The organism is Waltera intestinalis (assembly GCF_009695995.1).
Lineage (GTDB): Bacteria > Bacillota > Clostridia > Lachnospirales > Lachnospiraceae > Acetatifactor > Acetatifactor intestinalis.
On record NZ_VUMU01000011.1, the window covers coordinates 60,717 to 81,706 of the forward strand.

Genomic DNA, 20,990 nt, shown 5'->3' on the forward strand with positions numbered 1-20,990 from the left:
ATGGATATCTCCTTTTACATACGAATGAAATTATGCGGTGATCACAGTGCCTGCCTTGCCCTTAATGGCATCCTTGACATGATCCATGGAGGTGATCAGTACTTTGCCGGCAGGAACCTTCTCCAGATAAGAGATAGCTGCTTCAATCTTGGGAAGCATGGTGCCTTCCTCGAACTGTCCTGCTGCGATCAGATCCTTTGCTTCTGCTACGGTGAGAGTCTCCAGTGCTGCCTGATCCTCCTTACCGAAATTCTTATAGACATAGGGAACTGTGGTCAGGATGATCAGCTCGTCACAGCTTAAATCGGAAGCAAGCTTACCGGCGATGGCATCCTTCTCGATGACTGCGGAAGCACCCTTCAGCGCATGCTTCTGCTCGATCACGGGGATTCCGCCGCCGCCACAGGCGATAACTACCTGATCTGCGGCTGCCAGCGCACGGATGGCTTCGATCTCTACGATATCGATAGGCTTGGGGGCAGCAACGACACGGCGGAAGCCCTTGCCGGGATCTTCCTTGACATAATTGCCCTTCTTTACTTCAATCTCAGCATCTTCCTTGGACATGTAACGACCAATGACTTTGGTGGGCTCATAGAAAGCCTCATCATAAGGATCTACCGTGACCTGGGTGAGGATGGTGCTGACAGGCTTGGAGATCCCGCGGTCCAGAAGCTCGGCACGAAGAGAGTTCTGGATATCATAGCCTACATAACCCTGGCTCATAGCGGAGCAGACACACATAGGTGCGGGGGTATAGTCGATGTACACACGGCGTAACTCGGTCATGGCCTTATGGATCATGCTGACCTGCGGACCGTTACTGTGGGTGATCGTCAGCTGATAATCTGCCTCCACCAGGTCTGCCAGTGCCTTGGCGGTTACTTTTACCGCATCCCACTGCTCGGTAGTGGTATAGCCCAGGGCATCATGTCCCAGAGATACGACAACGCTTTTTTTGCTCATAAGATTACCTCTCTATATGTATTTTCCTAAGAATTTCTTCGTCAAAAGATGTTATCAGTATAACATATTTTCTCCAGGGTGTATAGCCATTTCTATACAATGAAACCTTCCAGAATCGTAGTCAGCTCTTCTGAGCGGGCTGCCAGTGCGGAAGTGGCTTTGTCCAGATCCTGAATGGCCTGCAGCTGTTTTTCGGCAGCAGTCTGTACATTGGAGGACCCGGCAGCAGTTTCTGCGGATACTGCGGAGATACCGGAGATGGCGGACAGAGTGGTGCTGCGCTGGTGCTCCATTTCCGTCACGCCTGCATTGATCTGCTGTAGGAATTTCAGAAGCTCTGTTACCTTGGAATCTATCTCACGGAAGGAGTCTGTGGTACTGCCGACGGACTGGTTCTGATCCGCTACAATGCCTTTGGCCTGTCTGGCAACCTGCGTAGCTTCGTCAGTGGTAATCTCAATCTCTTCGATGATCCGGGAGATCTCACCGGAGGAGTGCAGGGACTGATCCGCCAGCTTCTGGATCTCCTGAGCGACCACTGCGAACCCTCTTCCGGATTCGCCGGCTCTGGCAGCTTCAATGGAAGCGTTAAGGGACAGGAGGTTGGTCTGCTCTGCAATCTCATTAATGGCTTCAGTGATGGAGCCGATGGCTTTGGATTTCTCGTTCAGCCTGCCGATGGTATCTACGATGTTGGAGGTGATCTGCATGGTGGAAGAGGTATTCTCCTTCAGATGTTCCACGGATTCGATACCGGTATGGATCGCAGCGGTGGTGTCGGTTGCAAGCGCACTGATCTGGTCAGAATATGAGGATACGCTGCCGATGGTGTCGGACAGAGAGTCCATCTGCTGCAGGCAGTCCTCAGAGCTTTCATCCAGTTTTTCAATACCCTGGCGCATTTCACCTACCTGATTCTGGATATCCTGGGAGGTCGTCAGAAAATGTGAGGAAGCCGCAGACATATCGGTGGCAGCCCGGGATAATTCTTCATTGACATCCTTCAGCCCGGATACCAGCTTCTTCATGTGTGCGATCATATCACAGATGCCATCAGCTAATAGCTGGAATTCATCATTGCGCTTGGAGTGGACTTCAATCGTCAGATCTCCGTCAGAGACTTTTTTCAGGCGGCGGATAAAATAGTAGATGGAGCCGCCATACTGCCCGGCCAGCAGAGAACCCAGTAAGATCGCCACAGCACTTGCTGCAACGACAAGGATCAGAGACACATTTTTAATCTCCGCTGTCTGACCGATGATATTTGTCTGAGGGATCAGGGCACAGATCATGGCATTACGGGCACCGATCTTGGAATAGAGAAAGAGATATTCTTCGTCTGCCTCTTTCACATAGGAGGAGCCGTTGTCTTCCTCAGAGGCAAATGCTTCATCTACATAGGATTTGCCGACAAAGGTATTTTCTGCCGCTGTATCGGACCGGGAGGAGAGGTATTCGTTGCCATCGCAGGTGACAAAGCCTACGAGACTGCCCTCACCGCCATCCAGGGAGGATAAGGAGGTATCCAGGACACTCGGTTTGAAATCAATGACCAGGATCGCCGGAGCATTGGAGAAATATCTGGCGAGGCGGACACTGTATTTGGAGGAATCCGTGCCAAGCTTTGCATCGACCTCGGACTGGTTGCCGAAAAGGTAATATTTTGCCTTGTCCGCAGATAAGATCTGACCCTGGGAGCTTTCAAGGTACGCACTTAAGAGACCGGTCTCCTTCGTTTTCGTGGTAGAGATCGTCTTCTCCTTGTCAGAGAGCACGTAAATATTGGAGAGCAGGGCATCCGTGGTCACAGCTTTGATAAAGGTATCTTCATAGGTGTTTGGAGTATTGTACAAGGTAGTGGCATCGTTATCATACAGACCGTTCAGATACTGCTTCAGGATATCGTCATTCATATATCCCTTGTAGTTGGACTGAACCATGTCAAAAGAAAGCGTCAGGTACTGATTCATCATGCTGACGGTCTGGTCCACGGAGTCGCGGTAGGTTGAGATGATCTGTGTGGTAGCCTTCTGATAGGATACGAAGCCTAAGACAATGATGAAGACCACAGGGATCAGAAAAGCAAAGATCAGCTTAAAGCGTATCCGCTTCCAGAGAGGGATAGGGTTTTTCTTGGTATTTTTTGTCAAAATAGACACCTCCGATGCAGATTAGTATTGATAGACACATTTTACCAAAAATTTATCTAAATATCTACATCAATATGAAAACGATTTCTTAAATAAGCCTCTTTGTCAGGCAGAATCGCTTTTGCTTTACATAATATGTTACAAAGTAATATAATGATACAAGGGTTAAAAGGTCTAAGCCCACATGAGTTTGCTCATAAGTGGATGAAAGACCTTGGGTAGGATTTTGGGAGTGCACAGCACGAAGTAATGGCAGGAAGGAAACAGGGATCGATATGCAGAAAAAAGAACGTATGGCAAATCTGGAAGTACTGCGCTGTGTGGCAATGATGATGGTCGTGGTGCTGCACTATCTGGGCAAGGGAGGACTGTTGCCGGATCTGACGGCGCCTTTATCAGTGCAGGATATGGCAGCCTGGCTGTTGGAAGCATTCTGTATCGTAGCCGTGAATGTGTATATGATGATCAGTGGATACTTTTTATGCGAAAGCTCTTTTAAACTGAGCAGGCTGCTTACGTTGTGGCTGCAGCTGTGGCTGTATTCTGTGGGCATCGGTGTGCTGGCGGTGGTGACAGGGATCGTTCCCGCGGCGGAAGTGAGTACGCATTATTATCTGACATTATTGTTCCCGGTGACCATGGGGCATTACTGGTTCCTGACAGCGTATGTATTTTTATATATCCTGTTACCCTTCGTGGGAATCGGGCTCAGACGGATGACGAAGCAGCAGTTTCAGGTGGCCCTGGTGCTGTTATTTGCTGCATTTTGTCTGATAAAATCCATTCTGCCCTTCCGGTTGGAGGAGGACAGCAAAGGCTATGACTGCATCTGGTATCTGTGCGTGTTTTGTGCAGCCGCTTATCTTCGCAGATTCGGAATTCCTTTTTTACAGAAAAAATCCCGGGCGCTGCTGCTGTATCTGATCGGCGTCATCGGAACTTTCGGAGAGGCAATGCTGCTGCATTTATTTTATCTGCGGACCGGCAGCCTGGAACTGATTCTGAAGATTCCTTATGAATATAATCATATATTCCCGTTCTTAGCTTCCGTCGGGCTGTTTTGCCTGTTCCTGGACAGTGACATCCGGGGGAAGATCGGCAGCGTGGCGGTGAAGATCGCACCCTATACGTTAGGGGTGTATCTGTTGCATGAGAACCTTGGGGTGCGTTATGTATGGCAGAAGTGGCTGGGCTCGGATCGCATAGACGGTGCCGTATCGTTGCTTTTATGGACTGCCATTGCAGTGATCGTGGTATTTGTACTGGGAATTCTGGTAGATGTTATCCGCAAAAATATCTGTAGCGGATTGCATAAGATATTCCTGCACATTCGTCCTTATCGCGTTCTTACGGAAAAAATACAGACCATAGATACTATGTTCAAAAGAGAGGTAACACCGTGACAGATAACGTAAAAAATAAAATGGCGGGAGCCGTCGGTCAGAGTCAGAGGCGCCTTTGGGATTTCTTGTTCGTGGCTGTTCTGGTACTGTATCCCCTGCGGCATATTGCCTGGGGGCTGGATCTGTGGGATACCGGCTATGGTTATGCGAACTTTGAATATATGGGAACCCGGCATATGGATCCCATGTGGCTGTTTTCCACTTATCTGACCACTGCCATCGGACATTTTCTTAGTCTGCTGCCCGGAGCGAAGACGTTGATCGGCATGAATTTTTACACGGGCTTAAGCATCAGTCTGCTGGCAGTCCTGGGATATTATTTTTGTACGAAAGTGTTGAAAATTCCGGCATGGCTTACATTTTTGGGCGAATTTACAGCGGTAAGCTTCTGCTGGTGCCCTACGGGATCTTTTTATAATTATGTGACCTATATATTTTTCCTGATCTCCGTGATCTGTCTGTATCTGGGACTGTCCCGGGGAAAAGGAGGTTTACTGTTTGCCGCAGGGGTGGCACTGGGCTGTAACGTGCTGGCAAGGTTTTCCAATCTGCCGGAAGCGGCGATGATCGTAGGTGTGTGGGCATATGGAATCATCTGCTGGCTGGAAGAGCAAAAAAGCATTGCGCAGGATTGTGTTGACGTTGCGGGAAATGCGGAAACGGAAAATAAGGAAGCACGAAAAAAGGCAGCAGGCAGGAGGCTTCGTAAGAAGCTGTTGCAGGATACCGGTATGTGCCTGGCGGGGTATCTTACTGCACTGCTGGTATTATTCGGTTACATTCAGATCCGCTATGGCATGGATGAGTATGTAAGAGGCATTCAGAGGCTGTTTTCCATGACGGAGGTAGCAACGGATTATACCGCCGCATCCATGATCCTGGGGATGTTCGACTGGTATCTCCAAAATCTGTACTGGGAGCTTAGGATGTGCGTCTTCCTGATCGTGGGAATGATAGCGGTGGGATTCTTGGAATTCGCCGCAACTAGTGTAAGAGACTCTTATGCAGGGAAAGACACGATAAAAAAGGCGCTGCGGATCCTGGAATGGGTCGTAAGTGCGGTACTTGCTGTGATCATGGTATTCTGGCTGTACCGGCAGGGGTTCTGTGCTACGGAATATACGAACTACGGCGCTATTATCTGGCCCGGTGTAACGTTTTTAACGCTGACGCTCCTGGTGACGCTGTGGCGGATATTCATGCCTTCCGCACCGGGGGAGGAAAAGCTGCTCAGCGGACTGATCTTCCTGATCGTGCTGATCACTTCTCTTGGAAGTAACAATAAGCTTTATCCCAGCATGAACAATCTGTTCCTGGCATTGCCTTATATGTATTGGCAGTTTTACCGGTTCTGCAAATATGCCGGAAGCTTCCGATGGAAGCGGATGACCATATCCCCGATTCCTGCAAAATGTCTCTTTGGTGGTTTTTTCCTGTTATTTTTTATCCAGGTGGGACTGTTTGGCAGAAGCTTTGTATTTGCCGAGGGTACCGGTGTACAGGAGATCAATGCGCAGGTGACCAATAACGAGACTTTGAAGGGTGTGTGGATGAGTGAGGAACGCGCCGGATGGATGCAGGAGATCTCAGAGTATGTGAATACCGGAGGACTTGCGGGAAAGGATGTGCTGCTCTACGGTCAGATCCCGGCATTGTCCTATTATCTGCAGATGCCTGCGGCATTCAATCCCTGGCCGGATCTGGATTCCTATCAGATCGCACAGCTGGAAGAGGATATGCATAAGATGCAGGAACGGATGGACGAGGATGCGACTTACCGTCCGGTGGTACTGTTAGAGAAAAAATATGCTGTATATCTGGAAGCGGGAGAGAATGATCTGGAGGCATTACAGCCCACGGAAAAAGAACGGAGTCTCATCGTGAATAATGCCAAACTTTTGTTGATCGGTGAGTTCATGGATGCATATGGATACGAGAAAACCTTTGAAAATGAGAAATTTGTGATTTTTGAATAAAAACAGAAAACAGATCCCCGGGAGATTTTCATCTTCCGGGGATTTTGAAGTTTGAATTCAATGTCTTATAACAGCTGTAAGCCGTTCTCCTTTGCAGTCTCCATAACTTCATCGGACCACAGAGAACACTGTACTTCGCCGATATGAGCTTTTCTTAAGAAGAACATACAGATACGGGACTGACCGATACCACCGCCGATGGTAAGAGGAAGCTCACCGTTAATGACTGCCTTGTGGTAAGGAAGTTCGGCACGTTCGGGGCAGCCAGCCTTCTGTAACTGGTCTAACAGAGCCTTTTTGTCTACACGGATACCCATGCTGGACAGCTCCAGAGCGATATCCAGGACCGGATAATATACCACGATGTCCGCATTCAGTGACCAGTCATCGTAGTCCGGGGCACGACCATCGTGAGGCTTGCCGTTCTCTAAGGTCTCGCCGATCTGCATGATGCAGACAGCACCCTTAGCCTTGGCAATGTAGTATTCGCGTTCCTTCGGAGAATAATCAGGGAACATTTCCTCCAGTTCACTGGTAGTTACGAAGAAGATGTCGTGAGGAAGGATCTCCTCAATGTAATCGTAATGGATGGACATATATTTCTCCGTCTTGCGCAGAACTTTGTATACGGTGCGGACGTTCTCCTTCAGAGTTTCAAGATTCCGTTCATCCTTGGTGATGATCTTTTCCCAGTCCCATTGATCTACATAGATAGAGTGGATGTTGTCGGTGGTCTCATCCTGGCGGATGGCACTCATGTCGGTGTAGAGCCCCTCACCGGGTTTGAAACCATACTTCTGCAGGGCATAGCGCTTCCATTTGGCCAGAGACTGTACGATCTCTGCTTCGCGGTCTCCCTGCGCAGCAATATGGAAATTTACAGGACGCTCCACACCGTTTAAGTTATCGTTCAGTCCGGATGTGGGATCCACAAATAAAGGAGCTGATACGCGCAGCAGGTGCAGGCGCTCTGCTAACAATCCCTGGAAAAAGTCCTTCACTGTCTTAATGGCAACCTGTGTCTCGTACAGGTTCAGCTGAGACTTATAATTTTTAGGTATGACAATATCTGACATACTGACCTCTCATTCTGCCGCCTGGCGGCTTGTGTTACAAAATACTCCTATATTATTTAACTGCGAAACGCATGATTTTGCAAGCCTTTTTTCGGAAAAAAACACTTGCAAAAATCGAACATATGTGCTAATTTAGATACATAACAGAACAAATGTTCTGATTTTGGAAATTTTCGGTAAGAGGCGGTGATAACTTGGAATATCTTATACAAAATGGGGAATTGTCCATCATGCAGAAGCTGGAGATCCTGACGGATGCAGCTCGTTTTGATGTAGCATGTACGTCCAGCGGTGTGGAGCGTAAGGGAGACGGGAAGCATATGGGGAACTGTGCGAAGGCAGGGATCTGTCACAGCTTTTCTTCCGACGGCAGATGTATTTCTTTACTTAAGATATTGATGACCAATGAATGTATCTTCGATTGCAAATATTGCCTGAACCGGAAGTCCAACGATGTCCCCAGAGCCACTTTTACCCCGGAGGAGATCTGTACACTGACCATGGAGTTCTACCGACGGAATTATATCGAGGGACTGTTCTTAAGCTCCGGCATTGTACAGGATCCTACGTTTACCATGGAATTATTATACCGGACCATTTGGCTGCTTCGGAATCACTACCATTTTAATGGCTATGTCCATGTGAAGGCGATTCCCGGGGCAGATCCGGAGCTGGTGCAGCGGATGGGATACCTGGCAGACCGTATGAGCGTGAACCTGGAACTCCCTACAGCGGAGGGACTTCGGACACTGGCACCGAATAAGCACCGGAAGAATATTCTGACCCCCATGCGGCAGATCCAGAACGGCATCCATGCGAATAAGGAGGAACTGATCCTGTACCGTAAGAGTCCCCACTTTGTATCCGGCGGACAGTCTACCCAGATGATCATTGGCGCGACGCCGGAGACGGATTATCAGATTTTAAATGTGGCGGAGAGCCTGTATCAGAAGTTTGAGCTAAAGAGAGTCTTCTATTCTGCGTTTGTAAAAGTCAACGAGGACAAAAGCCTGCCGGCGCTTCCGGGAGGACCACCGCTTCTGCGGGAACACCGTCTGTACCAGGCGGACTGGCTGCTCCGGTTTTATGGATTTCGGGCAGAGGAACTGTTGGATGAGAGAAGACCGTATTTTAATGTCATGTTAGATCCCAAGGAGGACTGGGCAGTGCGGCATCTGGAATGTTTTCCGATGGAGATCAACAGAGCACCTTATGGGGATCTGCTTCGGGTGCCGGGGATCGGCGTGAAGAGCGCCAGGCGGATCCTTGCTGCCAGGCGGAGTACGAAGCTGACTTTTCAGGATCTGAAGAAGTTAGGAGTGGTATTAAAGCGGGCAGTGTATTTTATTACCTGCAGCGGCAGGATGATGTATCCTACGAAGCTGGAGGAGGATTATATTGTGCGGAATCTGACGGATCCGAAGGACCGGATCCGGTTCGGAAGCGACGGTATGAGTTACCGGCAGATGACTTTATTTGATGATGGGATGTTCCCGAACGGGGTACGGCAGGAGGAGAAACGGATCATATGAAGATTTATCACTGTGAGGATTCGCTGGAGGGAATCTTCACCGCTATTTATAATACTTATGAAGATCACTGTATCATCCGGGATACTATGGTCACCACCATCGAGGAGAACCTGCTGTTCTCGGAGTCGGTGGAGGTCATACCGGATCCGGAGAAGACGATCAAGGTGATCCGTACGTTAAAGCGCAGATTCGGGGAAGCAGATTATGAGACCCTGTGTCTGGCACTGGCATCGCCGAAGCCGGAGAAGGCACAGGCGGTATACCGGACCATTGCGAAGGGACTGGCTGAGAAGTGTACGGCGGGGCATCTTATGGATGCCATTGCAGACACCTATGTGAACCAGACCTTCAGCCTGGCAAGGGCAGCCGGGAATGAGTATCATCATCTGAAGGGGTTTTCCCGGTTTGAGGAACTGGAGAATACGATCCTCTACTCAAAGATCGCACCGAAGAACAATATCCTGACCTTTTTAATGGTACATTTCGCCGACCGTTTTCCCATGGAAGATTTTCTGCTGTTTGATGCGGGGCGATACCTGTTCGGGGTACATCCCGCCGGGAGACCATGGTATACGCTGCAGGGGAAGGATGCCTGGGAGAGAGTACAGTCTAAGACGGAGAAGCTGTCCACGGCGGAGCTGCATTACCGGGAACTTTTCCGCTCCTTCTGTCATACAATAGCTATAAAAGAGCGGGAAAACAGGGAATTACAACGAAATATGCTGCCCCTCAGGTTCCAAGAATATATGGTGGAATTTCAGTAGATTTCGCCAAATTGGGATTTATATTTTACCGCGGTAACGCAACAAATATACAAAACGCCGAAAAGGTTTTCCATACGGCGGACATATATTGTGAAAATGATAACAGATTGGTAAAAATGCCCAAAATGTGCGTTTTCTGGAAGAAAAAAACCGCTTTACATTTGGGGATGGTTGGCTATAATAGTAATGATTTCAGACGTGAGGGGAAAGTACCCGGTGTATTATTTTACTTACGATCGAACTTACTATTGAAAGGAAGGAACAAGAAATGTTAAAGACGATCCGTTTGACACCTGAAGACGTGAAGCATTTTGTTGATGTAGCTTCAAAGTGTGATTTTGATATTGATATATGCTATAACAGATACGTAGTCGACGCCAAGTCATTCCTTGGAGTGTATGGATTGGATTTCACGAAGCCATTGTCTGTATCTTATGACGGCTACAATGATAAATTCGAAGAGCTGTTGAGACAGTATGCGATCGCGTGCTAAAACATCTTGTGATAACAGAATGTGATTTGACTCCCCAGGTAAGATAGAGTACTATTTACCTGGGGAGTTTTCGTATACCGGGCATGTGAGAGTGTGCAGCCCGGAACAAGTCGCAGGCATGCGGTTATGATAGGAATTTGTCAAGGGAGGTGAAGCCGCATGGCAGGAGAAGTCAGAATATCGGTACGTAATCTGGTGGAGTTTATTCTGCGCAGTGGCGACATCGATGACAGGAGACAGGGCTCACCCGAGAATGCAATGCAGGAGGGCAGCCGGATCCACCGCATGATCCAACGCCGCATGGGCGCGGAGTATCAGGCGGAAGTGGCGCTGAAATACACCCATCCCACGGAGAACTATGTTATCATCGTGGAGGGACGGGCGGACGGTATCATTGAACAGAACGGAGAGACCACCGTCGACGAGATCAAGGGAACCTACAGAGATCTGGCGAAGCTGAAGGCACCGTTACCCCTGCACATTGCGCAGGCAAAGTGTTATGCCTATATGTACAGTCTGCAGAAGGAACTGCCTTATATCCGTGTACGTCTGACTTATTGTAATATAGAGACGGAAGATATCCGTTATTTTTATGAAGATTATGAATTCGCGAAGCTGGAGGCATGGTTTCAGCAATTGATCGGTGATTACCGTAAATGGGCGGATTATACCTGGCAGTGGAGAGAGCTTAGACAGCAGTCCATTGCCGGACTGCAATTCCCCTTTGATTATCGAGACGGACAAAAGGAACTGGTCAGTTATGTGTACCAGACCATTTATCATAAGAGAAAACTGTTCCTGGAAGCGCCTACCGGAGTGGGCAAGACCATATCCACCATATTTCCTGCGGTGAAGGCGATGGGGAAGGACATGGGAGACAAGCTGTTCTATCTGACAGCCAAGACCATCACCCGTACGGTGGCGGAGGACACTTTTTCTCTGTTGCGGGAGAAAGGACTGCGATTCAAAAGTATTATTCTGACAGCGAAAGAGAAGATCTGTTTTCAGGAACGTACCGAATGTAATCCGGAGCAGTGCCCTTATGCCAAAGGACATTTTGACCGGATCAATGATGCAATTTATGATCTGTTGACCCAGGAAGAGAGTTTTACCAGAAGCAAAATAGAAGAGTATGCCCTGAAACATCAGGTATGCCCTTTTGAATTCGGACTGGATTTAAGTCTGTTCGCAGATGGGATTATCGGAGATTATAATTACCTCTTTGATCCCCATGTGTATCTGAAGAGATTTTTCGGGGACGGCAGTCAGGGGGATTATGTCTTTCTGATCGACGAGGCACATAATCTCTTAGAGCGGGGCAGAGAGATGTACAGCGCACCTCTGCGGAAGGAAGACCTGTTGGAACTGAAGCGGGAGATAAAACAGACAATCATGTCGGAAATGGAGGAGGCAGCATTTAAAAAACGCGATAAAGACGAGATTTCCGGACAAATGACATTAGAAATGACAGATGCGTCAAAACAACTGCCACAGGTTAGTATCCCGGAGGAGAGCGATGGAACAGATTCTCTGTATATCAAGGGGCATAAGCTGAAGAAATCCGATGGAAAAAGTACTTTTGTGCGGGAAGGCTATGCGGAACGGATCAGCCAGATGCTGGAGAAGTGCAACGCTCAGCTGTTGTCCATGAAGCGGGATTGTGATGGCTACCGGCTGGTGGATGACATAGACATGTTGGTACAGCCTCTGACCAGGCTTCACGGCATCATCAGCGATTATCTGGAGGAGCAGGAGAAGGTCAGCCTGGAGGTGAGGGAGAACCTGCTGGACTTCTACTTCAAGCTCAGCCATTTCCTGGATATTTATGAAAGACAGGACGAAAACTATGTGAAATATACCAGAATGTGTGAGGATGGAAGCTTTGAGCTGAAGCTGTTCTGTGTGAATCCCAGGGAAAATCTGAAGGAATGCATGCTCAGGGGACGCAGTACGATCCTGTTTTCTGCCACATTTCTGCCGATCCAGTATTACAAGAATCTGCTGGGTGGCGAGAAGGAAGACTATGAGGTATATGCGCACTCAGTATTCGATCCCGAGAAGCGTACAATACTGATCGCTGGGGATGTGACCAGCAAGTTCACCCGCAGATCCCGGGAGGAGTACTACAATATTGCCCGCTATATTCATGAAGTCGTGAAGAACCGGCACGGCAATTACATGGTGTTTTTCCCGTCTTATTCCTTTATGGAGCATATTTATGAGATTTATGAGCAGTATTTTATGACAGAAGAAGAGGAATGTCTGGTACAGCAGGAATCCATGAATGAGAAAGAGAGGGAATACTTCCTGAACCGCTTCCGGGGCAATGAGGACTGCGACCTGCAGAGCCTTATCGGAATGGAGATCGAGGAGGAAGAGGAACAGACACTGATCGGGTTCTGCGTGCTGGGAGGTATCTTCGGAGAGGGGATCGACCTGAAAAAGGACAGCCTCATCGGTGTGATCGTAGTAGGAACCGGACTGCCACAGGTAAGCTGTGAACGGGAAATCCTCAAGGACTATTTTGATGACAATGGGGAAAACGGCTTTGATTATTCCTACCGTTATCCCGGAATGAATAAAGTCCTGCAGGCGGCGGGACGTGTCATCCGGACCGCGGAAGATGTGGGGATTATCGTCCTGCTGGATGAGCGTTTCAGGCAGTATTCTTATCGCAGAATGTTCCCCAGGGAGTGGGAACAGGTAGTGCCTGTGACCGTGGATACGGTGGCTAAAAAGGTGGAGCGATTTTGGGACGCCTGGTTGTGGCAGCAACGATGACATTCGATATGATAACAGAGTTGATATACAACATGACAATCCACATAACCACATATGACACGTGTGTATATGTGGATAACTCGGTGGATTTTGTGGATTATTTGAGCTTTTTCATAAAAAAAAACGACAGATGGATCAAAAATGGTGTATAATAGCAAAAGAATTGATGTGGACAAATAAATACAAGCAGTACTGAACCAGTCAATGATAATATGATGTCGGGGTCAAAAGCCCCAGCATCCCACTTTTATGCTCATATCGGGGCGGGTCCTAAGGTCTTTCACCCACCTATGAGCAAGCTCATGTGGGCTTAGACCTTTTGACCCTGGCATCATAATATTATGAGTACAAAGTATGAAATTAAGGCAACCTGAAATTAAGGCAGAAAGGAATGGGGACTAATATGTGGGCTTATGAAAGTGTTTTTTATCAGATCTATCCTATGGGATTCTGTGGAGTTCCTTTTGAAAATGATGGAATACAGAGACATGAGATCAAACGTGTGGAGGAGTGGATCCCCCATATGCAGAAGCTGGGAGTGAATGCCGTTTATTTCTCTCCTGTATTTGAATCGGATACCCATGGTTACAATACCAGGGATTATCGGAAGATCGATGTGAGGCTGGGAACCAATGAGGATTTTAAGGAAGTCTGCGATGCACTGCATGCGGCAGGAATCCGGGTTGTGTTAGACGGTGTGTTCAATCATGTGGGCAGAGGCTTTGCACAGTTTCAGGATGTGATTAAAAACCGGGAGAACTCTCCCTATGTGAACTGGTTCTACCGCATCGATTTCGGCGGCAATTCCAACTATAACGACGGACTGTGGTATGAGGGCTGGGAAGGCTGCTTTGATCTGGTGAAGCTGAACCTGCAGAACCCGGAGGTAGTGAACTACCTGTTAGACAGCGTGAAGGGCTGGATCGATGAATTCGGTATCGACGGTCTGCGTCTGGATGTGGCATACAGCCTGGATGAGAATTTTGTCAGAAGACTGCGGGAAGTGACCGGTGCCTACAAGCAGGATTTCTTCTTATTAGGCGAGATGCTTCACGGAGATTATAATCGCCTGATGAATGATCAGATGTTGCATTCCGCAACGAACTACGAGTGTTATAAGGGACTTTACAGCAGCTTCAACAGCATGAATATGTTTGAGATCGTGCATTCTCTGCTGCGACAGTTCGGACCGGAGAATTGGACATTATATAAGGGAAAGCACCTGTTGTCCTTCGTGGATAACCATGATGTGACCCGTGTGGCCAGTATTTTAAATAACGAGAATCATCTGCCCCTGATCTATGCCATGGCATTCGGCATGCCCGGTATTCCCTGTGTTTATTACGGAAGTGAATGGGGCTTTAAGGCTCGCAAGGAAGACGGGGATCCCGCGCTGCGTCCCTGCTTTGACAAGCCGGAGTGGAATGGTCTGTGTGACTGGATCAGTAAGCTTGCGGAAGCCAAAAAGCATTCCGAGGCATTGAATTACGGAGCTTTTCGTTCGGTGCTGTTGACCAATAAGCAGTGTATTTTCGAGAGAAAGTCGGAGCATGAGAGGGTAATGGTGGCCATCAATGCAGACGGAGCGGACTTCATGGCACATTTTGATGCCGGCTGTGGAACAGCGGTGGATCTGATCACCGGAGAGAAACATGACTTTGGCGGCGGCAGCCTTCTGCCAGCGTACAGTGCATATTTCTGGCGGATGGAAAACTAACGGAGAATTTATTTATGAAGGTACTGATCTTATCCACCGGAACCGGTGAGGGACATAATTCCGCTGCAAAAGCGGTGAAAGAACAGTTTGAAAAACGGGGCATTCCCTGTGAGTTGGCAGATGTACTGAATTTTGCTTCGGACAAGGCCAGCGCTTACGGACGCCGGATCTACATCTGGAGCACGGTCCGGGCGAAAAAGGTGTTCGCCGGAGCGTACAGGGTAGGCAGGGCCATTTCGTCTGCCAGATTAAAGTCACCGGTGTATTTTGCCAACGCTTTGTATGCGGATAAGCTGTGCAGCTATATCACAGAGAACGGATATGATACGGTGGTAATGCCACATCTGTTCCCGGCCGAGGCAATGACCTGGCTGCTGCGACAGCATAAGCTGGACGTACAGACTTATTTTATTGCCACGGATTATACCTGTATCCCTTTTACCGAGGAGACAAAGGTGGATTACTATTTTATCCCGCATGAGGAACTGGCGACGGAGTTCATCAAACGCGGCATCCCTGCGGAGAAGCTGGTTCCCACGGGAATTCCGGTATCGGAGAGGTTCCTGCAGCTTCCGGGAAAAAGAGAAGCGCGAGGACAGCTGGGGATTCCGGTAGATAAATCCTGTATCCTTATGATGACGGGCAGCATGGGGTACGGTCGTGTGGAAAGCATGACGGCGAAGCTGGTGGAGCAGACCGGCGAGGATACTCATTTGTATATCCTGGGGGGAACCAATGAAGAGCTGAAGAAGACACTCCGGGATACCTATGCCGATACAGAGCGGGTGCATGTACTGGATTTTACCCCGGAAGCGCATCTCTACATGGCAGCGGCGGATATTCTGTTCACCAAACCGGGTGGACTGACTTCTACGGAAGCGGTGGCAGCGAAGGTTGCATTGGTACACACTAAGCCGATCCCCGGATGTGAGGATCGTAATATTGCTTTTTTCACACAACATGGGATGTCTGCATCAGGAGATACGGAAGATGCCGTGATACAAAAGGGACTAAAGCTTCTGCGAGATCCGGAGGCACAGGCCGAAATGCGGAAGTGTCAGGAAAAATACGGAAAGCCTTACGCAGCAGATGCAGTCTGTGAATTCATCTGCGGACAAAAGGAAGCAGCACAAGAGGAAGCTTAGACACAGAGGAAAACGACAGACAGGAGAGACAGATGATCATACGTGAACTGGGAATGACAGTCTTCGGATTGTTATGCGGAAGTATATTGTTCGGCAGGGCATTGCCGAAGTGGATCAAAGGAATTGATGTCACTGAGGTCAGCAACGATCACAATCCGGGGACTGCCAATGCCATGAAATACGCAGGAGTGCCTGTCGGGATCCTGTGCCTGCTGGGAGATCTGTTAAAGGGAGCACTGCCGGTATACGTGGCAGTTGGCAGGGGGCTTGTGACAGACAGCTGGTTCCCGCTTATTATGGCGGCACCGGTACTGGGGCACGCCTATTCCCTGTTTTATCATGGAAATGGAGGCAAAGCCATTGCGGTATCCTTCGGCGTGTTGATCGGACTGGCACCGGTACAGCCGGAACTGCTGCTGTTGCTGATCATATTGTATTTGTTGGGTTCTGCCCTTCTGATCAGACCGCACACCAAAAGAACCCGTATCACTTACATTTGTTTTGCCGTGGGAGCAGCGGTCCTGCTGATGATACAGAGAATACCACGGCAGGTATTTGGGGGAGCACTTCTGATCTCTGCCATTGTGATCCATAAAAACAGTATCCGTCAGGAGCTTCTGGAGGAGTCGACGGAATCTTTGGAAAGTCTTTAGAATTTCTTACGGTTTCTCTATATTGACGCATGATATTATATGCCGTATAGTATAGCCACAGAGCAATACTATACGGCATATAATATTGTAAGGAAAGCCGGATAGCCGCAAATTTCAGAGAGGAGCGATAGGATGCTTTTTAATACAGGAGCAGCTCTGCTGGATGCTATCGTGCTGGCGGTGGTCGCCCGGGAACCGGAAGGAACCTATGGGTACAAGATCACCCAGGAGGTCCGGCAGGTGATCGAACTGTCGGAATCCACCCTGTATCCCGTGCTTCGGAGACTACAGAAGGACGAATGCCTGGAGGTCTATGACAGGGAATGCAGCGGCAGGACGAGACGCTATTACAAGGTCACCAGCAGGGGCTGGGCACAGCTTCATTTATATGAAAGCGAGTGGCGAAGCTACAGCGGGAAGATCACAGGACTGTTTGAGGGAAGACCGGTGAAGAGGTCAGAGGCATAAAGATGCACAGATGGGAGAAAAAGTAGGATGAACAGAACGGAGTATATGAGGCAGCTGGAGAGCCTGCTGCAAAATATTTCCGCTACAGAGCGGGAAGAAGCGTTACAATATTATAATGAATATTTTAACGATGCGGGACCTGAGAATGAACAGAATGTTATTGAGGCACTGGGGAATCCTGCGAAGGTGGCGGAGAATATTAAAAAAGATATTTTCGGGAATGGGTACGGAGAGAACAGCTACCAGACAGCAGGCGCAGACAGCCGGTCAGTGATCACTTATCCGGCAGATCCGCAGACAGAAAATGGTAATGGAGAACAACGTAACCGGCGGAGTGATACGCCGAAAACTGCACAGGCACAGGTGGTATCTCCACAGAAAAATGAAGGAATGTCCACCGGTATGATCGTGCTGATCGTAATTTTATGTATTTTGGCATCCCCGGTGATCCTGGGAGCAGCTTCCGCCGGTATCGGCGTGGCAGCAGGGCTGATCGCCGGATGGTTCGGACTGATCATCGGTTTCGGGGCAACGGCAGCAGCACTGATACTGGTTTTGATCGCACTGGTGGCAGCAGGGATCATCAGTATGTTTACACATCCCTTTGTGGGAATGTGTCTGATCGGTGCCGGACTGATCTGCGGAGGTATCGGACTGCTGTTCCTGATGCTGACCGTGGCCATGGCGGGAATCGCCACACCGGCGATCTGTTGTTGGATCGGAGGATTATTCCAGAAAAGAGGTAAAGCAGAAGCATGAGAAAATTTATGAAGGGCTGTGCCATCACAGCGTTGATATTTATATTATTGGGACTGATCCTGGGGGTGAGCGGAAGCCTGGGGAATGGCTCCACGCATTTTTCGCCGGGGGAGATCCTGTCAGCGGTTACCCTGGGAAGAATCTCCGAAGAAAAGGTAGATGACTGGAGTGACGGTGTGACGGAGCAGATCCGGGAAAATATGGGCGATGTGCACTATGATCTGGAGGACAAGGTGGATTATGACTCAGATTATGAAGTAAAGTCGGGAAAGATAGAGCTGTATGTTCTGGGGGATGACAGCCAGGGCATCACGGATCTACAGGTGCAGGCCGGTGGCTGTGTCATGAAGATTCAGGTGTCGGAGGACAACTGCTTCCGGGTAGAAGCCGACGGAATGCGAAAGTTCCAGGGATATGTGGAAGGCGGTACGATGGAGATCTGCGGAACCTCAAAAGCAAGCAACAACAGTGAGGGTAATCTGGGCGGTTCCATCTGCCTGTACGTGCCGGAGGGATATTATTTTGAAAATACCTCTTTGGATCTGGGCGCCGGAAGCCTCAGTGTAGAGGAATTGCAGACGGGGGCGCTGGAAGCCAATGTGGGCGCCGGCAAGATGACGTTTGAGAAACTGGAGGCTGACCAGGCAGAGTTAGACTGTGGTGCCGGTCAGATGACAGTAGAAGAACTGAGCAGCCGTGTGGCAGAGGTGTCCGTAGGAATGGGATCTATCCGTCTGACCGGAGATGTGACCGAACGATTGGACGGAGAGTGCTCCATGGGAGAACTGAAACTGACACTGGCAGGAGCGCAGACAGATTTCAACTACGACTTAAGCTGCGGTATGGGTGAACTGAAAGTCGGTGATGACAGTTACAACGGCCTGGCACAGGAGAAACAGATCAACAACAACGCTTCTAAAAATATGGAGCTGGAATGTGCTATGGGCAGCGTTGTGGTGGAGTTTAAGTAATTTTAACATTTTTTTACAACAACGCCGCCAGATACTTTTCAAACACTACGCCCTCCTGCACGGGTGTTCCCGCCTTTTCGCTTCCGGCGATGCACAGACCTACGAAGTTTGCTGCCTTCTGCACGGAGGATAGTAAGGTCTCCCCGCGGACGGCATCGGCGGCGAGAATGGAGGCGAAGATGTCTCCGGTGCCGGGGCGGGAGGCTCCGGCAATGGGGGTGGAAACAGTGGTATAGACGCCGTCATCCCACAGGAAGTTCACCAGAGAATCGCCCTGGCGGATGCCGGTGATAACGATGGAGGCACCATTGGCAGTAGTGCCCGTGGAGGCTTCGCCGGATGTAACAGACTCCTGCTGGCAGATATCAGCCAGCCGTTCACACAATCCGGACAGCTCCTGCATCGTCCATTCCCCATCCTTCCAGGGAGTGCCGGTCAGCAGGCAGGCTTCCGTGATATTCGGCGTGATAATATCCGCAAGAGGCAGCAGATCCTTCATCTTCTGAACATGCGTCTCTGTAATGGAGGAGTAGGCCCTGCCGTGGTCTCCCATGACCGGATCCAACAGAAACAGGGGCGGCCGGAACATTTCCACGAACTCCCGTACAATGTTGATCTGCTCTTCATTTCCTAAGAATCCACAGTATAACCCATCGAAGGTAAGTCCCAGTTCGTTCCACACTTTTATATAATCTCGCATATGAGAGGTGTAGTCATCAAAATGGCAGAGAGGAAATCCCAAATGGTTCGATAAAACAGAAGTAGGCACAGGGCATACCTGTACCTTCATTACGCTGATCACGGGCAGGGACACGGTGGTGGAGCAGCGCCCGAAACCGGCAATATCGTTGATCATAGCAAGGCGGGGAACGAAATCCCCGCCTTTATGAGCAGTAGTATTACAATTGTTAGCATTACATTTCATGGAATAATCCTGCTTTCTTCAGTGCCGGACGAAGTGCCAGATAAAGGACGGTTGCCAGAACAACTGCCCAGACAGCATTAAAGGCAGTAACACCGGTTGCAATCTTTGCCAATGCCTTGGAAATATCCTGAGGCACCCCTAACAAATATGTCTTATAGAAGTACCCTACCAAAGGATCGGCTACAATATTGAATGCCATACCGCAGACAGAAGCTAAAAAAGCGACACGAGCCACATATTTTTTCGGATGCTCAGCACTCAGGTGGAAAATCTTGTGAGCTACCAGACCTACGATCATGCCGATGCACAGTTTTAATAGGAAAGTCTTGGGAGCACTGGTTATATAAGCAGTAGTCAGGTCAGCGATGGTCATACCCACGGCACCGGCAAGTCCACCCCAGTAACCACCCAGAAGCAGAGCAGCCAGTACACAGAAAACATTGCCGAAGTGCACTGCGGTTTTTTCCAGACTGCCGGGAACGGGAATGTCAAATTTCAAAAAAGCAAAGCCGATGTAGCAAAGAGCCGCCAATAATCCTGCCTGAGCCAGTTTGGTTACATCCACCTTTTTTTCTGTGGAAGGAACGCCTGCAATCGCATTATACAATCCCTTGACCGTCAGCAAAATAGCGAAGAATACCAGAACCAGGCTGTAAGAGTAAGGGCGCTCTGCGGACAGCTTCTGGTCGGACAGAGTGGACTTCTGAGCGGACAATTCATCCTTCTGCGCATTCAGGACATCCAGATCACCGTCTGCTGTGCCGCCGGTGACTGCCTCAATGGAAGCTTCTACTTCTTCCAGCTGTGCCTTGACATCACTTAACTGGCTGCCATAGGCAACGGACTCTTGATAACTGTTATTGTGGGTAATGACTGCCAGGACGATTCCCAGGATCAGGAGAATGGCTCCCACGATCAATACGCCGTATGATTTTTTCTTTTCCATAATGATGATCTCCTCTTGTGGTTTCTATTTCATAATTCCCATTTGTTCGGTGGGATATGTTAGGATTCAGTGTATAGAAAAAGTGGCTTGCTTAAAAGAGCCAGAATATGTTTTTTTTACCATGCCAGTTTTGAACGCTGATCATACAATCTGTAGGAAAATCTGCAGGAAAACAAGATTTTCTTGACAAAGGATTGCTTCCTGTACTATATTTTTTATTAGAAGTTTTACAGATCAAAAGGCAATGACGAAGAGGAGTACACAT

17 protein-coding genes are annotated in these 20,990 nt (G+C 49.0%); 12 read left to right on the forward strand and 5 right to left on the reverse strand.

The window, feature by feature from the left end; genetic code table 11:
* Positions 1-30: 30 nt before the first annotated feature.
* Positions 31-966, reverse strand: coding sequence for a carbamate kinase (arcC, locus tag FYJ59_RS09605; RefSeq protein WP_118692647.1), 936 nt, complete (start codon positions 964-966; stop codon positions 31-33).
* A gap of 92 nt (positions 967-1,058) precedes the next feature.
* Positions 1,059-3,116, reverse strand: a complete 2,058-nt coding sequence (locus FYJ59_RS09610) for a methyl-accepting chemotaxis protein (RefSeq protein ID WP_154496637.1) — start codon at positions 3,114-3,116, stop codon at positions 1,059-1,061.
* A 275-nt stretch (positions 3,117-3,391) separates the two neighbouring features.
* Here FYJ59_RS09610 and FYJ59_RS09615 point away from each other — a divergent pair, with 275 nt between their 5' ends.
* Both FYJ59_RS09615 and FYJ59_RS09620 read left to right on the forward strand, forming a co-directional pair.
* On the forward strand, positions 3,392-4,519 hold the full coding sequence (locus FYJ59_RS09615; protein WP_154496638.1) for an acyltransferase: 1,128 nt from the start codon (positions 3,392-3,394) through the stop codon (positions 4,517-4,519).
* The gene (locus FYJ59_RS09620) at positions 4,516-6,495 is read left to right on the forward strand and encodes a hypothetical protein (RefSeq protein ID WP_154496639.1); all 1,980 of its coding nucleotides are present in this window, start codon (positions 4,516-4,518) and stop codon (positions 6,493-6,495) included. The genes FYJ59_RS09615 and FYJ59_RS09620 overlap by 4 nt, the downstream gene beginning before the upstream one ends.
* A 65-nt stretch (positions 6,496-6,560) precedes the next feature.
* Here the strand turns inward: FYJ59_RS09620 and asnA are convergent, their stop codons facing one another.
* Positions 6,561-7,571 carry an aspartate--ammonia ligase gene (gene asnA, locus FYJ59_RS09625; protein WP_154496640.1) on the reverse strand — a complete coding sequence of 337 codons (1,011 nt, stop codon included), beginning with the start codon at positions 7,569-7,571 and terminating at the stop codon, positions 6,561-6,563.
* A gap of 230 nt (positions 7,572-7,801) precedes the next feature.
* Between asnA and FYJ59_RS09630 the strand changes: the two genes are divergently transcribed.
* The 10 genes from FYJ59_RS09630 to FYJ59_RS09675 all read left to right on the forward strand — a co-directional run bounded on the left by FYJ59_RS09630 (position 7,802) and on the right by FYJ59_RS09675 (position 18,854).
* Positions 7,802-9,103 (forward strand): putative DNA modification/repair radical SAM protein, encoded by a 1,302-nt coding sequence (locus tag FYJ59_RS09630; RefSeq protein WP_148446526.1) that lies wholly within the window; start codon positions 7,802-7,804, stop codon positions 9,101-9,103.
* Entirely contained in the window at positions 9,100-9,867 is a 768-nt protein-coding gene (locus FYJ59_RS09635) for a TIGR03915 family putative DNA repair protein (protein ID WP_154496641.1), read from the forward strand. Before FYJ59_RS09630 ends, FYJ59_RS09635 begins: the two co-directional genes overlap by 4 nt.
* Before the next feature lie 268 nt (positions 9,868-10,135).
* A complete protein-coding gene (locus tag FYJ59_RS09640; protein WP_118546804.1) occupies positions 10,136-10,360 on the forward strand; it encodes an HPr family phosphocarrier protein in 225 nt (74 codons plus the stop codon).
* A 159-nt stretch (positions 10,361-10,519) separates the two neighbouring features.
* Positions 10,520-13,141, forward strand: coding sequence for an ATP-dependent DNA helicase (locus tag FYJ59_RS14130; protein ID WP_235897985.1), 2,622 nt, complete (start codon positions 10,520-10,522; stop codon positions 13,139-13,141).
* Positions 13,142-13,544: 403 nt separating this feature from the next.
* Entirely contained in the window at positions 13,545-14,858 is a 1,314-nt protein-coding gene (locus tag FYJ59_RS09650; protein ID WP_154496660.1) for an alpha-amylase family glycosyl hydrolase, read from the forward strand.
* Between the two features lie 14 nt (positions 14,859-14,872).
* Positions 14,873-16,003, forward strand: a complete 1,131-nt coding sequence (locus FYJ59_RS09655; protein WP_154496642.1) for an MGDG synthase family glycosyltransferase — start codon at positions 14,873-14,875, stop codon at positions 16,001-16,003.
* Between the two features lie 32 nt (positions 16,004-16,035).
* On the forward strand, positions 16,036-16,656 hold the full coding sequence (locus FYJ59_RS09660; RefSeq protein ID WP_154496643.1) for a glycerol-3-phosphate acyltransferase: 621 nt from the start codon (positions 16,036-16,038) through the stop codon (positions 16,654-16,656).
* Between the two features lie 132 nt (positions 16,657-16,788).
* Entirely contained in the window at positions 16,789-17,124 is a 336-nt protein-coding gene (locus FYJ59_RS09665) for a PadR family transcriptional regulator (protein WP_022153827.1), read from the forward strand.
* Positions 17,125-17,151: 27 nt separating this feature from the next.
* Complete coding sequence (locus FYJ59_RS09670; protein ID WP_154496644.1) at positions 17,152-17,883, forward strand: DUF1700 domain-containing protein; 732 nt, start codon at positions 17,152-17,154, stop codon at positions 17,881-17,883.
* Positions 17,880-18,854, forward strand: a complete 975-nt coding sequence (locus FYJ59_RS09675; RefSeq protein ID WP_154496645.1) for a DUF4097 family beta strand repeat-containing protein — start codon at positions 17,880-17,882, stop codon at positions 18,852-18,854. The genes FYJ59_RS09670 and FYJ59_RS09675 overlap by 4 nt, the downstream gene beginning before the upstream one ends.
* A 13-nt stretch (positions 18,855-18,867) precedes the next feature.
* Here the strand turns inward: FYJ59_RS09675 and FYJ59_RS09680 are convergent, their stop codons facing one another.
* Both FYJ59_RS09680 and FYJ59_RS14290 read right to left on the reverse strand, forming a co-directional pair.
* Entirely contained in the window at positions 18,868-19,779 is a 912-nt protein-coding gene (locus FYJ59_RS09680; protein ID WP_154496646.1) for a pyridoxamine kinase, read from the reverse strand.
* Positions 19,769-20,725 carry an ECF transporter S component gene (locus FYJ59_RS14290; protein ID WP_154496647.1) on the reverse strand — a complete coding sequence of 319 codons (957 nt, stop codon included), beginning with the start codon at positions 20,723-20,725 and terminating at the stop codon, positions 19,769-19,771. The genes FYJ59_RS09680 and FYJ59_RS14290 overlap by 11 nt, the downstream gene beginning before the upstream one ends.
* Positions 20,726-20,990 lie beyond the last annotated feature (265 nt).

Bases quoted from the DNA above. Each gene is read 5' to 3' on its own strand.
- FYJ59_RS09635 (WP_154496641.1), top strand. From the start codon at position 9,100: ATGAAGATTTATCACTGTGAGGATTCGCTGGAGGGAATCTTCACCGCT.
- FYJ59_RS09630 (WP_148446526.1), top strand. From the start codon at position 7,802: ATGCAGAAGCTGGAGATCCTGACGGATGCAGCTCGTTTTGATGTAGCA.
- FYJ59_RS09660 (WP_154496643.1), top strand. From the start codon at position 16,036: ATGATCATACGTGAACTGGGAATGACAGTCTTCGGATTGTTATGCGGA.
- FYJ59_RS09675 (WP_154496645.1), top strand. From the start codon at position 17,880: ATGAGAAAATTTATGAAGGGCTGTGCCATCACAGCGTTGATATTTATA.
- FYJ59_RS09670 (WP_154496644.1), top strand. From the start codon at position 17,152: ATGAACAGAACGGAGTATATGAGGCAGCTGGAGAGCCTGCTGCAAAAT.
- FYJ59_RS14290 (WP_154496647.1), bottom strand. From the start codon at position 20,725: ATGGAAAAGAAAAAATCATACGGCGTATTGATCGTGGGAGCCATTCTC.
- FYJ59_RS09655 (WP_154496642.1), top strand. From the start codon at position 14,873: ATGAAGGTACTGATCTTATCCACCGGAACCGGTGAGGGACATAATTCC.
- FYJ59_RS14130 (WP_235897985.1), top strand. From the start codon at position 10,520: ATGGCAGGAGAAGTCAGAATATCGGTACGTAATCTGGTGGAGTTTATT.
- asnA (WP_154496640.1), bottom strand. From the start codon at position 7,571: ATGTCAGATATTGTCATACCTAAAAATTATAAGTCTCAGCTGAACCTG.
- FYJ59_RS09640 (WP_118546804.1), top strand. From the start codon at position 10,136: ATGTTAAAGACGATCCGTTTGACACCTGAAGACGTGAAGCATTTTGTT.
- FYJ59_RS09665 (WP_022153827.1), top strand. From the start codon at position 16,789: ATGCTTTTTAATACAGGAGCAGCTCTGCTGGATGCTATCGTGCTGGCG.
- FYJ59_RS09680 (WP_154496646.1), bottom strand. From the start codon at position 19,779: ATGAAATGTAATGCTAACAATTGTAATACTACTGCTCATAAAGGCGGG.
- arcC (WP_118692647.1), bottom strand. From the start codon at position 966: ATGAGCAAAAAAAGCGTTGTCGTATCTCTGGGACATGATGCCCTGGGC.
- FYJ59_RS09615 (WP_154496638.1), top strand. From the start codon at position 3,392: ATGCAGAAAAAAGAACGTATGGCAAATCTGGAAGTACTGCGCTGTGTG.
- FYJ59_RS09650 (WP_154496660.1), top strand. From the start codon at position 13,545: ATGTGGGCTTATGAAAGTGTTTTTTATCAGATCTATCCTATGGGATTC.